Consider the following 13,213-nt stretch of genomic DNA (forward strand, 5'->3'; position numbering starts at 1 on the left):
AGTGTAACGCTTATCGGCCTTCGCGCCACCATGTCAGCAGTGGTAAAGTTAATAACACCAAGAGCGCCAGCCAGGCGGGGATCAGGGCAATTTCCCGCACCCCATCAACAACGTACTGTTCATTTCGTTGCAGGCCAATCCACGACTGTCCTCGGGCGATGCGGTCCGGGGCCACTCGCCGCACCGACGGCACGCCCTCATCCACCACCCAGAACATGCCGCCGCCTGTGGCTTCGGTGATCGGGGTGAGGCGCTCTTCCGTGGCAATCACATCGCGGTTTTCCAGGGGGTTTGCGGCCCCGACGGCGACCACGTTCGACAGCACACCATCGTCAATGCGGTATAAGCCTTCCGGGCCAGCAGGCACGCGGGCGAGAAACCGTCCGGCCTCGGCATACTCCGGCTGCACCACTTCGGTGTCTCCGTCCGGGTTGGTGATCGTCACTGGACGCACAGTCTCTTCCAAGCTGGAGCGCACCACCGTGATCATGCCGTCTTCGACTGTGGCGTTCAGGGCTTCTTCTTCCAGCTCAGGCTCTTTCATCAGCCAGTGGGCCAGACGCCGCAGCATCTCGGATTGCGGGCCACCACCATCAAAACCTTTGCTCCAGAGCCACATGGTGTCACTGAGCAGCAGCGACACGCGGCCTTTGCCAACCCGATCCAGCATCAGCAGCGGCCGTTCGTCGGCGCCGGTCATGAGTTCCTGTCCGGAGGAGGATTGAACATCCACTTGGCGCAGCCAGCGGCCCCAGGCCGGTTCGATCTCGCCTGGTGACAAGGATGCCGTCACCGGATGTCGACGCCCCGCATCGCTGACGCGGGGCAAAAACGGCCGTTCAAATACCACCCCTGTGGGCGCAGCAGGCAGCACGTTTTGCAGGGGACTGTCGAACAAGGAAAACGAGTCGGCGTATTCAGGTCCGACCGAGAGCATCACCGCGCCGCCTTCCAGCACATAACTGGCGATGTTCATCATAAACTGAAACGGCACCAGGCCGCGGCGGCTGTAGCGGTCAAAAACAACCAGATCAAAATCGTAAAGCTGCTCTTCAAACAATTCCCGAATGGGGAAGGAAATCAGCGCCAGTTCATTCAAGGGGGTGCCGTCGTCTTTGGACAGGGGCCGCAGAATCGTGAAGTGCACCAAATCCACATTGGGATCAGACTTCAGCAGGTTGCGCCAGGTGCGCTCGCCCACATGCGGTTGTCCGGAAATCAGCAACACCCGCAGGCGATCCCGAATGGCGTTGACGCTGATCAGGGTGCTGTTGTTGGTGGTCGAGATTTCTCCATCTACGTCGGCAACAGCCACCTCAAACACGTTGGTGCCCGGATGATCAAGCGTCGCGACGATTTCCAGAGTTTCGTCCGTCCGCATGGTAAATTGCTGCACAGCGCCACCGTCGGTCCGCAGGCTTGCAGAGATGGGCGCGCCTGCCTGGAAGCTTGTGTCTTCGGCCCGCAGGCGCAAGGTGACGGTTTTATCCACTAAACCAAATTCCGGGGCTTCGACCACAACGATGCGGCGATCACGTTCGTCCTGGCGACCGGTCAGCAGCACATGCACGGGCGCTTTAATGCCCGACTGCTCTGCCAGGGCCGGCACGTCATGGACAATCCCGTCGGTGATCAGAATGACACCCGCCAGACGGCTGTTGGGAATGTCCGCAATGGTTTTGGCAACGGTATCAAACAGGCGTGTGCCGTCACTTTTCAGACCGGCAGACTCTGGTGTCAGTCTCACGGTCCGAACGTCCGTTGCGTTGAGCCGGTCCAGGTTGATCTTGAGCGCTTCGGCTGTCTCTGCCGTGCGCTGTGGTCGGTCTGCCAACTGCTGCGATTGGCTTTCATCAATCACCACAACGGCCACGTCATTCAGGGGGGTGCGGTTTTCGATGGTGGCGCGCGGGTCCATCACCGCCGCTCCCAATAACAGCAAGGCCAGAATACGCAGACCCGCCGCACGCGACTTCCGTGCCATGGCATAGCCCGCAAGCCCAAGCCCCGCGACCAACAGGGTCAGCAATAGAGGCAGCGGAACCAACGCTGAGAATGTTACGCCGGTCATTGAGTCAGCCTCTGCATGATCGCGGGCAGGTGCACCTGATCGGCTTTGTAGTTCCCGGTCAGGGCGTACATCACAAGGTTAACGCCAAATCGATACGACCATTCGCGCTGACGTTCTCCACCCGGCACGACCGGATAAACCGGCAAGCCCCGGCTGTCCCGTGCCCAGGCCGCCGCCCAATCATGACTGCCGATGATGATCGACGACACGCCATCGTTGGCCACAGATCCCCGCTCAATATAGACCGGTGCGCCGGTGTAGCGGCCCGGCAGGTCGGGTAGCAGATAAAAGCTGCGTCGCAGCACATGGCCTTCCGGCACCTGCACCAGAGAGGACACGTTAAGACGGGCCAGCACCCCATTCAGCGCTCGCCCCACTTGATCGCCTTCGCCGCTTTCGTTGGCCCCGATCTGATTGGGGGCATCGAACACAATCATGCCGCCCCGACCGAGATAATCATTGAGGCGTGTTGCAGCTTGTTCTGACGGTGGTTCCTGATCTGGAGCAATGCGCCAATACACAACTGGATAGGGAAACAGATCGTCGGTTTCCGGATTGACTTCCGCTGGTTCTCCCATTTCGGCTGAAGTGCGTGCGGCCAGCACGCCGGTCAGAGCCGTCAGACCTTGTGCCGATAACTGATCGAGGTTTGGCCGTCCACTAGGTACATAGGCCAGGCGCGTTTCCAGCACAGCGTCGATGGTTGATGAGTCAATGATCGCATCGTCTGCAAGCCCTGCGTCAGGCGTGAGCATAAAACCTAAACCAACGGCAAGGACCGCCGCCGTGCGTATCATCCTTAAAGTGGGTATTTGTAAGATGCCACGCAGCACCAAAGAGATAATGAAGTCCAAGGTGAACAGCGTAAGCGCCGCAAACAGCAACCAGGGTCGTAGTGTGCGCTCCGCCGACACAGAGTCGAAGTTGGTCACGGTCACGTTTGAGGGCCAGTTCCGTTGTGCACTGAAGGGGCCGAGGGTCGGGCCGAGGTTCACCGCAACGCGGGTTGTGCCTGCCCCGTAATAGCCCGGCGGATGCGTCGGGCCTAAGTTTGGTGTTCTCACATTATCGCGCTCAAGAGCGAGCACTGTGGGGGGCGGGATGATCAATTGTCCTGCGCCATTCAGCACTTCCCGCGCGGGCAGGCTGGCGGGCAAAGATGCAGAGCTCTCTGCAACGCCGCGGCTCAAATCGAGCACCCGCCGTAGCATATCAACCATTACGCCCGATAACGGCAGGCTTGACCATTGCGGCGTGGCCGTCACATGAAACAGCACAATCCAACCCTGACCACGTCGCTCGGCTGTGACCAGCGGGGTGCCGTCTTCCAACCGCGCCCAAGTGCGGTCTGTGAGGCCGGGTGAGGGCTCAGCCAAAACTTGAGAGGACACCAAAACGTCATCGGGGATAGCGAGCCCAGCGAAGGGACTATTGTTAGGAAACGTGGCGAGCCCGACAGGTTCTGTCCACGACATAGTGCCGCCAAAGCTGCGTCCACCACCGCGCAGACGCACGGGCAGCAGGTCATCCACATTGCCGTCGAGCGTTGGTCCGGCAAAGCGCACAAGAACGCCCCCCTGTTCAATCCATGGCTCGATCAAAGTCGCTTCGGGGGCGGTGACCCGATTACCGCTGGCCAGCACCAACAGGGCTAGGTCGCGTTGCAGCAGGTCGCCCAGCGTACCGCCTCTGACTTCCGCATAGGGCAGTAACGCTTGCGTCACATAATAGCCGTCTTCCAGTAGCGGCGTGATGATGCCGTCAGGGTTGTCGGACACCACGCCAACGGGCCGCCGTGTCCAGCGATCATCCAGGAGAAAGACGCCGGCAGCACTGGCACTGTTTTCAAGTGTCAGGCGGGCCATACGATTGCCCAACTCTGTCGGCAGGTTAAAGCGTGCTATTGCGATGGTTTCTCCATCGGCGAATTCTGCAGTGGCTTGGGCCACGGCGCGCGCGGATTCGTCTAAGGCTCTGACGGTGAGGGCTACTGCTGGCAGCATATCATCTGCTGGACGACGCACGGTGACTTCGATGATATTCTCATTCCCTTCAGGGACGCGGTTTGCAGGACCTAATACAAACGGGCCAGAGCGCAAGTCATTGGTAAGAACGCTCAGACGGCCCAGTTTTTGAAGAAAAGAAGCAATCTCCGTATCAGACTCAGCGGCAACATTATCTGTCAGCCATATTGCCTCCGCCGGAGGGCGGATGTTGCTGTTCTGCAGACGTTTTAACAACGTACTGCGCTCAGCAGCCCAGGGCTTTGCTTCGAGGCTGCGGGCGGTTGCCAAAGCGGTTCCAGCCGTTGCGAAGGACAGTGGATCGAATTCACCTGATTCAGTCGGAGCCGTTGTGGCCAGCAGCACCGCGCGCCGATCGCGGTCTGCACCTTCGAGAATGCGCACCAACGCAGTTTGTCGCTCTGCCCAGCCGGAGGCCGCCGCCCAACCGTCATCAACCACCACCACGAGAGGCGATTGTTGCATAGATTGACGTTGGTTTAGGACGGGATCAGCCAAAGCAATAATAATCAAGGCGATACACAACAGTCGCAACAGCATCAGCCACCAGGGCGTCCGGGCCGAGGATGTTTCGGGGGAGACCAGGCCAAACAACAAGCGGATGGCGGGGAAGCTTAAGCTGCGCGCGGCTGGTGGTGTGACGCGCAGCAACAGCCAGATCAATGGCAAGACGGCCAGCGCCATCAGCACCCATGGGAACGCAAATGTTAAAGCGCCTAATGTCATCGCGGCGGTTCGGACAGGCGCGTGTGCAGGCTCACAAGGGCCGTGTGCGGCGGCCGGTCGGTATGATGAACGCCAAAGGTCCAGCCAAACCGATTGGTGATAGCAACCAGAGCGTCCCGATGTGCGGCCAGTTTCTGCTGGTATTCGTCGCGAATATCTTCCGTGCGCTCAATCAACAGCTGGCCTTCTTCTTCCAGGCCCTGAAACCGAATCCGTCCTGCATAAGGAAGGTTTTCTTCAGCCGGATCTAAAACCTGGAGTAAGTGACCCCGCGCATCACGACCGGCGAAAGAGGCGATGGCGGCCTCTATTTCTGGCAAGGGCATCAGAAAGTCACTGATCAGCACCACGGCGGAATGTCTGGGTAAGCTCTCTGGCGCTTGGGGGAGGTCCGCCGTTTGATTGGCATTTAAGGTGCGTTCCAAGTGATGCGCCATTTGCAACAGTGCCAAGCGCCCTGCAGCTGCAGATTGCGGGGTGCCGAGAAGCCGAACGCGTTCTCCACCGCCCAGCATTAAAGACGCAAGGCTCAATCCCAGCACGCTCGCCCGCTCGCCTTTTGCCGGGAGGTTTTTTGCGGACCGAAACGCCATTGACGGTGAACAATCACACCACAGGGCGGCGGTTTGCGCCGCATCCCATTCCCGCTCGCGCACAAATAAGGCCCCGAATTTTGCCGATTGTCGCCAGTCAACGAGTTGGCTTGAATCGCCTTGCTCATAATGGCGGAACTGCCAAAACGTGTCTCCTGGCCCGGCCCGCCTGCGGCCATGACTGCCCATGGATACTGTTGCCGCGACGCGGTTGGCGTCGATCAATAATGGCGGCAGCGTTGAAGCCGCATGCTCTGCGCTATGCTGAAGGGATTGAGATGTGATGGGCATAATAAACGCGAACGTCTAACCCTTGCTTCCAGCAGCGTCAGCGGCGTCGCGCAGCCGGTCGATGACATCGTTCAGATTTCTGCCATCGGCGCGTGCGCCGAAACTCAAAGCCATGCGGTGTTTGAGAACGGGTTTGGCGAGGGCCAGAACGTCATCAATAGAGGGTGCCAAACGGCCTTCCATCAGCGCTCGTGCGCGGACCGCCAGCATTAGCGCCTGACTCGCGCGCGGCCCTGGTCCCCAGGCCACCCAATCCCGTACTTCGCGGATGTCGGTTGTTTCTGGGCGGCCAGCGCGGACCAATCGCAAAATGGCATCAATTACACTTTCGCCCACGGGCAAGTTGCGCACCACGGCTTGCGCTGCCATCAGCTCATTTGCGCCTATGACCCGCTTGGGCTCAACTTCTGAGACCCCAGTGGTGGCGATGATGATCTGCCGCTCAGCGTCGTGATCCGGATAGGTGATATCCACTTGCATTAAAAAGCGGTCGAGTTGCGCCTCTGGAAGTGGGTAGGTGCCTTCCTGCTCAATTGGGTTTTGCGTGGCTAGCACATGAAAGGGTTGCGGCAACTCATGATAATGGCCAGAGATCGACACCCGTCGCTCTTGCATGGCTTGCAGCAAAGCAGACTGTGTTCGGGGGCTGGCCCGATTTATTTCATCTGCCATGAGAAGCTGGCTAAAGACAGGACCGCGGACAAAACGGAAATGGCGCTTACCGTCCTCACTTTCGTCCAGGATCTCAGAGCCTAGAATATCTGCGGGCATTAAATCCGGTGTGAACTGAACCCTCTTGTCTTCCAGCCCCATCACGGTGCCAATGGTTTGCACCAGCTTGGTTTTGGCGAGACCTGGGACGCCGATCAGCAAAACGTGGCCGCCAGCCAGCAGCGTGATCAGGCTTTCCTCGACCACAGCGCTTTGGCCGAGAATGACTTGTTCTACAGCTTCTTTAGCCTGAGCAATTTGCGCACTGACCCGCTCGACGTCATCCACTGAGACCTCGCCAGCCTTCTTTGGGGCTGTGTTCTCTGGGACTGTGCTGTCTTTGGAATGTGTTATCGTATCCGACACCTAAATAACTCCAACTAAAGGATTTCTCATCTGGTGTAGGGAGTATGGAGGCTCAGGTGGGTAAGTTAGAAGAAGATTCTGCGTTGCAATCCCTCTCTTCCTTAAGGGCATCCGGTAGCCGGGCGTCTGTGGAGGAGGATTGCGGTGATTTTGGTATTCGTATCGATCGCAATGGGACGTGGTACTATCAAGGCTCGCCCATTGGCCGTAAGCCTATAGTTAAGCTGTTCTCCACGGTTTTAAACCGGCGGGAGGATGGCTCTTATTGGCTTACAACACCTGTCGAAAATGGGCGCATAGACGTTGAAGATGTGCCCTACACGATTGTCGAATTAACCCATTCCGGAGAAGGGACAAACCAAGTTATCGATTTTCGCACCAATCTCGATGTGATTGTGCCCCTGGATTCGGAGCATGCCTTGCGCGTTGAAACTGATTCGGCCTCCGGTGAACCATCGCCCTATGTTCATACTGGAAAGAACCTGGACGCGCGTTTGGTGCGATCGGTGTTCTATCACCTAGTTGAATTGGCGACGGAACATCACGCGGAGGACGGCAAAAAATTTGGCGTCTGGAGCCGCAACACGTTTTTTCCAATTGGCGATCCAAAGGAATGGTAACGCCGGATCATATACGGCACCGGTTGTCTCGCGCCCGTCCTTCAACGCTAAGAGGAGATGTTATGTCCGGGCGACAGCTTCTCAGCGAGGCTGGCCTGAGCGAGTTCAAAGACGAGGAATACGGGCCTGTTCCGTCCAGCAGTATTCCTTACGAAAAAGGAGCTGGTGCGCCGGGCGTGGCGGTCAAGCGCGTGCATGCTGGCGTGTTGGTGCCGCTTCTTAAGCGTGAGACGGAGTTGACTGTGTTGCTCACACGACGTCACGACGATCTAAACCGGCATGCCGGGCAAGTTGCCTTTCCGGGCGGACGGATGGACCCCGGTGATGCAGATCAGACTGAGGCGGCGCTCCGTGAAGCTGAAGAAGAAGTTGGTTTGGACCGCAAGACGGTCGATATCTTGGGGTGTCTTGATCCCTATCTTACCATCACCGGATTCGAGGTGCTGCCCGTTGTTGGATTGATCTCTGATCCCCCGCAATCTTTTGTGCCAGAACCCGGCGAAGTGGCGGCTATTTTTGAAGTGCCGCTCTCTTTTCTAGTTAATCCTGTGAATCATCAAAAGGTCCGGCGTATCGTCAACGGACTGGAGCGTGCCTATTACGCCATGCCTTATGAAAAGCATTATATCTGGGGTGCAACGGCGGGCATGATCGTCAACCTAAGCGAGGTTTTGAATACGCCATGATTCGTACAATTTTTATCTATATCCTACCTCTAGTTCTGCCGCTCACGATCTATTTAACCTGGGCGTGGTTCAGAATTGGTTACGTGAAAAAGCACGGCGGCGAAGCCCCAAAGATCGAACAAGGGCCGTGGCCGTTCCTGTTATTATTGGGTGCTATCCTTACGGTCGCCTTAATGGCCACAACGGCTTTGATGCGCGGCGCTGACCCGGATGCGACCAATTATATCCCGCCACGTTATGAAGACGGGCGTGTGATCCCCGGGACAATGGAGGAAAACTAGGCCTTGATGTCTGACATGAGGGTCTTAAGCTTGTCTGGCATGAACATCTCAGCGCCCTGGATGACAGCACCCCCGGTCCGTGCGGTGCTCAAGGCCTTGGGTGCGCCTGATATTGATGTCAGGTTTGTCGGGGGGTGCGTGCGGGATGCCATCTTGGGGCGACCCATCACGGACATTGATCTTGCCACGCCAGATATTCCAGACGTTATCGTCGCTAAGCTTGAATCTGCGGGGTTGAAAGCCGTCCCCACGGGCCTGATACACGGCACCATTACGGCGGTCGCCGGGGGGCAAGGCTTTGAAGTCACCACATTGCGCCGCGATACCGCGTGCGATGGGCGTCACGCGGCCGTTGAATTCACAACAAACTGGCAGGAGGACGCATCGCGCCGCGACTTTACGTTCAATGCGATGTCACTTTCTTCAGACGGGCAGGTGTTTGATCCTTTCGGCGGAGCAGTGGATGCAAAAGCTGGACGTGTGCGGTTTGTCGGCGAACCAAAAGATCGTATTCAAGAGGACTATTTACGCATTCTCCGCTACTTCAGGTTTCTTGCCAGCCATGGCCGGGCGGCTCCTGACCCAAAAACCTTAAAAGCATGCAAGGACTTGAGGTCCGGTCTTACCCAATTGTCAGCTGAGCGGGTGGCTGGGGAGTTCGTGAAATTGCTTTCAACAGAAAACCCCTTGCTCTCAGTTCACGCTATGGCGAGTACAGGCGTTTTGAAGGTTCTTTTCGCAGGCGCACGCGTCGCCCCAGACTTCGAAAAACTGATTTCTCAGGAGGGGAAATTTGATGTTTCACGGCAAACAGATGTTTTCTGGCTGACGCGCTGGATTGCTATAATGTCTGACAGTGCTGTTGATGCTGCGGCGGCGATGAAATTCTCAGTCAAGCAATGCCGCATTTTAGAAGCGATCATAGCTGCGGCCAAGGCAGCGCCGGAGGCACAAGTGCCCCCGAACCTTTATCGATACCTCCACGAGCATGTTGGCGGTGCTTACGGCGCGGAGGTGGCGTTAGCTGGCATACGTTTAGCCTCTGCGCGGGCTAAAAACGATGAAGTCCAAGACTGGAGCGCGTTCTACAGGGCTGTTCAGGACTGGCCCCCGGTGATTTTCCCGTTAATGGGCAAAGATGTTCAAAATTTAGGGGTGCCTCAAGGGCCGGAGATTGGACAGCTTCTGGATGCTGTCAAAGTGAGGTGGGTCGAAGAAGGGTTTAAGGCCAGCAAAGCTGAGTTGATGCGGCGTCTCAAAGATAATCTTCACTGAGCAAAGTAAGTCTTAAACTATGCCAAGTGTAATACACTATGCCAAGTGTATTACAAAATTGACCCCGCCTAGGGGAAAGACGGGGCCAGTTTGCAGCAGCAACTGCAGGACTCTGGGGGGATCCTTTGTCTTTTCGACAATTGCTGGAGAATAATATGGGTTTTTCTGCCTTACAGGAGGATTGCAGGAGCATTACATGCCTGTCATATCGGTCTAATAGGGTCATTTATCCCATTTTATTGAGGGAATCTGCCGGTTTGCCGTAGGGCTTCCGCAGACGCAATTGCAGCGGATTGGGCCAGATTTAGGGACCGGGCAGCTGGTGACATTGGGATAATGATGCGTGCGTCGGCGGCCCTGTGAACCTCGTCGGGCACTCCGGCGCTCTCCTGGCCAAAGATCAAACGATCTTGTGCTGAAAATGCGAATGAATGGTAGGGCACGGCGGCCTTGGTGGTCAAAAGAACCAGCCGTCCCTCGTTTGCTGATCTTTGATAAGTCTCCCAAGATCGATGCCGCTCGACCCTTGCCAAATCGGTGTAGTCCATAGCGGTACGCTTGACCCTTTTATCATCCCAGATAAATCCACAGGGTTCGATAATATCGACTGGCATATTGAAACACGCAGAAAGCCTAAGAATTGCCCCCACATTTTGAGGGATATCCGGTTGATATAGAACAAGGCGAATCACGACATTTTATCCAATGTTGATAATGAATTGCAGGCAGTCAAAGGTCTTTTCACGGCCTATAAAATATCCTATACCCCATCTCATTGTTTTCCTTAGAGTTTCGTTGGGGAAGGGAAGCAAGACAGGGCGACTCAAGGTCATTATGGTCTGAAGTCTGCTTTGGCACTTGAGACGGTTTTGCTCTCAATCTTGCCGCGTCTCGCGTATCACTCCTGGCGTAAAAACAAGAACCGAGAGGCCCGAAAGATGGCGGATACGTCAGAAAACCAAGTGGTTCCTACCGAAGAAGAGTCGCGCAGAGATTTTCTGCTCCATGCAACAGTTGCAACTGGTGCCGTTGGTGTTGCTGTTGCGACATGGCCCTTAATTAACAGCATGAACCCGGCCGCCGATACCTTGGCGCTCTCGTCTGTTGAAGTGAGTTTGTCCAGCCTCCAAGAAGGGCAAGCGATTACGATCAGTTGGCGCGGCAAGCCTGTTTTTGCGCGCTATCGCACACCGGCTGAAATTGAAGAGGCCCGCTCAGAGCGCTGGCAAGATATGCCGGATCCGCAGCCAGATGAAGAGCGTGTTCAAGATGAGCGCTACCTTATCGTGGTTGGGGTCTGCACCCACCTTGGCTGCGTGCCTCTTGGTCAGAAAACAACCGAGCCACGTGGCGATTACGGGGGGTACTTCTGCCCCTGCCATGGTTCTCACTACGATAAATCTGCGCGCATCCGCAAAGGGCCTGCGCCGACGAATCTTGAGGTGCCTGAGTACACCTTCCTCTCTGAAACAAACGTTCGCATCGGTTAAGGAGCACAGCCGCGATGAGCACTGAAAAAGGTTGGGGCATGCGAGCCTTCGATTGGTTTGAAGAACGCCTGCCTATCGTTTCCTTCATCGATGAATCCGTTGGATCCAAGTATCCAGCCCCTAAAAACCTGAACTATTTCTGGAATTTCGGCGCTCTGGCCGGTTTTATTCTGGTGGTCATGATTATCACCGGTATTTTGCTGGCGATGTCATACACACCGCACGTTGATTATGCGTTCGAAAGTGTTGAACGCATTATGCGTGATGTGAATTCCGGCTGGCTGCTGCGTTACATGCATGCCAATGGAGCAAGCTTTTTCTTCATTGCTGTCTACATCCACATCTTTAGGGGCTTGTATTACGGCTCTTATAAGTCTCCCCGCGAAGTCTTGTGGTGGTTGGGCATTATCATTCTGTTGTTGATGATGGCGACGGCGTTCATGGGCTATGTGCTGCCTTGGGGGCAGATGAGCTTCTGGGGTGCGACCGTTATTACGAACTTGTTCTCAGCCATCCCCGTGATCGGCGATGAAATTGTGACCTTGCTGTGGGGCGGTTTTGCTGTTGATAATCCGACTCTCAATCGCTTCTTTGCGCTTCACTATTTGCTGCCTTTTGTCATTGTCGGCGTTGTCATTCTGCACATTTGGGCGCTTCATATCCCAGGGTCCAATAATCCACTGGGCATTGATGCGACACCGAAAGACAAAATCCCGTTCCACCCTTACTACACGGCAAAAGACGCATTCGGCCTTGGTGTATTTCTTCTGGCCTATTTCACAATGGTATTCTGGTTCCCGAATGCTCTGGGTCACGCAGATAACTACATTCCAGCGAATCCGCTTTCGACACCTGCGCACATCGTACCTGAATGGTACTTCCTACCGTTCTACGCGATCTTACGCTCGGTCGATAACAAACTGCTGGGTGTGATTCTGATGTTTGCGTCCATCTTAATCATGTTTGTGCTGCCTTGGCTCGACACGTCACGTGTGAGATCCGCGACCTTTAGACCCATCTATAAAATCTTGTTCTGGGTCTTCTTGCTGGTTTGCGTTGTTCTCGGATGGTGTGGATCACAACCTGCCGAAGGGACAGCTCTCATTCTGACCCGTATTGGTACGTTCTGGTATTTCTTCCACATCATTGTGCTGTTGCCGGTTGTTGGCTGGATTGAGACGCCTAAACCCTTACCCACCAGTATAAGTACGCCCGTTGTGGCAAAGCCTGCGGAGTAGAGACATGAGAATTTTACTTTTTGCTGCCGCAGTTACGCTGCTATTTGGATACGCTCCAGCAACCGTGAACGCGGCGGGAGAGGCGGCTGAACTGGATCATCAGGACTGGTCGTTTGATGGTGTTTTTGGCCGCTTTGACCGTCAACAACTTCAGCGCGGCTTTCAGGTTTACCGCGAAGTGTGTGCATCTTGCCACGGTTTGGACTACATCGCGTTCCGCAACCTCGAATCAATTGGCTACAGCGAAGATCAGGTTAAGGTCTTAGCGTCCGAGTACTCCGTCGAGGAGTGCTGTGACGATCAGGGCGATATCATTGATAGAAACGCGATCCCGGCAGACCGCATTCCTAACCCGTATCCAAATGAGCAGTTTGCGCGCGCTTCTAATAATGGAGCCTTGCCGCCTGATTTGTCATTAATGACCAAGGCGCGCAGTGGCGGTCCAGACTATCTCTACAATCTGATGCTGGGATACGACGAACCACCTGCTGAGGTGGAAGCCGAACTGATGGATGGCATGTATTACAATACCATCTTTGAAGGCAATCAGATCGCTATGCCACAGCAGTTATTTGACGACTTGCTGGAGTATAGCGATGGCACACCAGCAACTGTTCATCAGATGTCTAAAGACGTTACGGCCTTCTTGCATTGGGCAGCCGAGCCGAAGCTGGAAGTGCGTAAGCGCACAGGCGTTCGTGTGATGCTGTTTACCTTCGTCTTTACGGTGCTGGCCTACTTCCTTAAGCGCCGTATTTGGGCGGATGTTGAGCACTAGAAGCGAACGCGCAAGTCTACTATTAGGCTCAGCTAAAAATTAGATCATTATAAACCGCCGGTA

12 protein-coding genes are annotated in these 13,213 nt (G+C 55.6%); 7 read left to right on the forward strand and 5 right to left on the reverse strand.

What is annotated here, in order from left to right; translation table 11 throughout:
• Positions 1-10: 10 nt before the first annotated feature.
• The 4 genes from RIC29_06760 to RIC29_06775 are packed head-to-tail and all read right to left on the reverse strand — an operon-like array spanning position 11 to position 6,704.
• Positions 11-2,071: a hypothetical protein gene (locus tag RIC29_06760; protein MEQ8734606.1), complete on the reverse strand. Its 2,061-nt coding sequence runs from the start codon at positions 2,069-2,071 to the stop codon at positions 11-13.
• Positions 2,068-4,821 carry a DUF4159 domain-containing protein gene (locus RIC29_06765; protein MEQ8734607.1) on the reverse strand — a complete coding sequence of 918 codons (2,754 nt, stop codon included), beginning with the start codon at positions 4,819-4,821 and terminating at the stop codon, positions 2,068-2,070. Before RIC29_06765 ends, RIC29_06760 begins: the two co-directional genes overlap by 4 nt.
• Positions 4,818-5,705, reverse strand: a complete 888-nt coding sequence (locus tag RIC29_06770; GenBank protein ID MEQ8734608.1) for a DUF58 domain-containing protein — start codon at positions 5,703-5,705, stop codon at positions 4,818-4,820. Before RIC29_06770 ends, RIC29_06765 begins: the two co-directional genes overlap by 4 nt.
• 15 nt (positions 5,706-5,720) lie before the next feature.
• The gene (locus RIC29_06775) at positions 5,721-6,704 is read right to left on the reverse strand and encodes a MoxR family ATPase (GenBank protein MEQ8734609.1); all 984 of its coding nucleotides are present in this window, start codon (positions 6,702-6,704) and stop codon (positions 5,721-5,723) included.
• A gap of 134 nt (positions 6,705-6,838) precedes the next feature.
• On the opposite strand from RIC29_06775, the gene RIC29_06780 reads away from it, so the two are divergent.
• From RIC29_06780 to RIC29_06795, 4 genes are all read left to right on the forward strand, one after another.
• Positions 6,839-7,402 (forward strand): DUF1285 domain-containing protein, encoded by a 564-nt coding sequence (locus RIC29_06780; protein MEQ8734610.1) that lies wholly within the window; start codon positions 6,839-6,841, stop codon positions 7,400-7,402.
• Positions 7,403-7,464: 62 nt separating this feature from the next.
• The gene (locus tag RIC29_06785; GenBank protein ID MEQ8734611.1) at positions 7,465-8,088 is read left to right on the forward strand and encodes a CoA pyrophosphatase; all 624 of its coding nucleotides are present in this window, start codon (positions 7,465-7,467) and stop codon (positions 8,086-8,088) included.
• Positions 8,085-8,369, forward strand: a complete 285-nt coding sequence (locus RIC29_06790; protein ID MEQ8734612.1) for a hypothetical protein — start codon at positions 8,085-8,087, stop codon at positions 8,367-8,369. The genes RIC29_06785 and RIC29_06790 overlap by 4 nt, the downstream gene beginning before the upstream one ends.
• Before the next feature lie 6 nt (positions 8,370-8,375).
• On the forward strand, positions 8,376-9,644 hold the full coding sequence (locus RIC29_06795; GenBank protein MEQ8734613.1) for a CCA tRNA nucleotidyltransferase: 1,269 nt from the start codon (positions 8,376-8,378) through the stop codon (positions 9,642-9,644).
• Positions 9,645-9,880: 236 nt separating this feature from the next.
• Here the strand turns inward: RIC29_06795 and RIC29_06800 are convergent, their stop codons facing one another.
• Positions 9,881-10,336, reverse strand: coding sequence for a tRNA (cytidine(34)-2'-O)-methyltransferase (locus tag RIC29_06800; GenBank protein MEQ8734614.1), 456 nt, complete (start codon positions 10,334-10,336; stop codon positions 9,881-9,883).
• A 246-nt stretch (positions 10,337-10,582) separates the two neighbouring features.
• Between RIC29_06800 and petA the strand changes: the two genes are divergently transcribed.
• Genes petA through RIC29_06815 form a run of 3 tightly spaced genes read left to right on the forward strand, consistent with a single transcriptional unit; the run spans position 10,583 to position 13,150 of the window.
• Positions 10,583-11,134, forward strand: a complete 552-nt coding sequence (petA, locus tag RIC29_06805; GenBank protein ID MEQ8734615.1) for a ubiquinol-cytochrome c reductase iron-sulfur subunit — start codon at positions 10,583-10,585, stop codon at positions 11,132-11,134.
• A 14-nt stretch (positions 11,135-11,148) separates the two neighbouring features.
• Positions 11,149-12,372 (forward strand): cytochrome b/b6, encoded by a 1,224-nt coding sequence (locus RIC29_06810; protein ID MEQ8734616.1) that lies wholly within the window; start codon positions 11,149-11,151, stop codon positions 12,370-12,372.
• A 4-nt stretch (positions 12,373-12,376) separates the two neighbouring features.
• On the forward strand, positions 12,377-13,150 hold the full coding sequence (locus RIC29_06815; protein MEQ8734617.1) for a cytochrome c1: 774 nt from the start codon (positions 12,377-12,379) through the stop codon (positions 13,148-13,150).
• Positions 13,151-13,213: the final 63 nt, after the last annotated feature.

It is taken from the genome of Rhodospirillaceae bacterium, assembly GCA_040219235.1.
GTDB lineage: Bacteria > Pseudomonadota > Alphaproteobacteria > Rhodospirillales > Rhodospirillaceae > WLXB01.

Excerpts from the sequence above, each read along its gene's own strand:
- RIC29_06760 (MEQ8734606.1), bottom strand. The coding sequence starts at position 2,071 with ATGACCGGCGTAACATTCTCAGCGTTGGTTCCGCTGCCTCTATTGCTG.
- RIC29_06765 (MEQ8734607.1), bottom strand. The coding sequence starts at position 4,821 with ATGACATTAGGCGCTTTAACATTTGCGTTCCCATGGGTGCTGATGGCG.
- RIC29_06770 (MEQ8734608.1), bottom strand. The coding sequence starts at position 5,705 with ATGCCCATCACATCTCAATCCCTTCAGCATAGCGCAGAGCATGCGGCT.
- RIC29_06785 (MEQ8734611.1), top strand. The coding sequence starts at position 7,465 with ATGTCCGGGCGACAGCTTCTCAGCGAGGCTGGCCTGAGCGAGTTCAAA.
- RIC29_06790 (MEQ8734612.1), top strand. The coding sequence starts at position 8,085 with ATGATTCGTACAATTTTTATCTATATCCTACCTCTAGTTCTGCCGCTC.
- RIC29_06795 (MEQ8734613.1), top strand. The coding sequence starts at position 8,376 with ATGTCTGACATGAGGGTCTTAAGCTTGTCTGGCATGAACATCTCAGCG.
- petA (MEQ8734615.1), top strand. The coding sequence starts at position 10,583 with ATGGCGGATACGTCAGAAAACCAAGTGGTTCCTACCGAAGAAGAGTCG.
- RIC29_06810 (MEQ8734616.1), top strand. The coding sequence starts at position 11,149 with ATGAGCACTGAAAAAGGTTGGGGCATGCGAGCCTTCGATTGGTTTGAA.
- RIC29_06815 (MEQ8734617.1), top strand. The coding sequence starts at position 12,377 with ATGAGAATTTTACTTTTTGCTGCCGCAGTTACGCTGCTATTTGGATAC.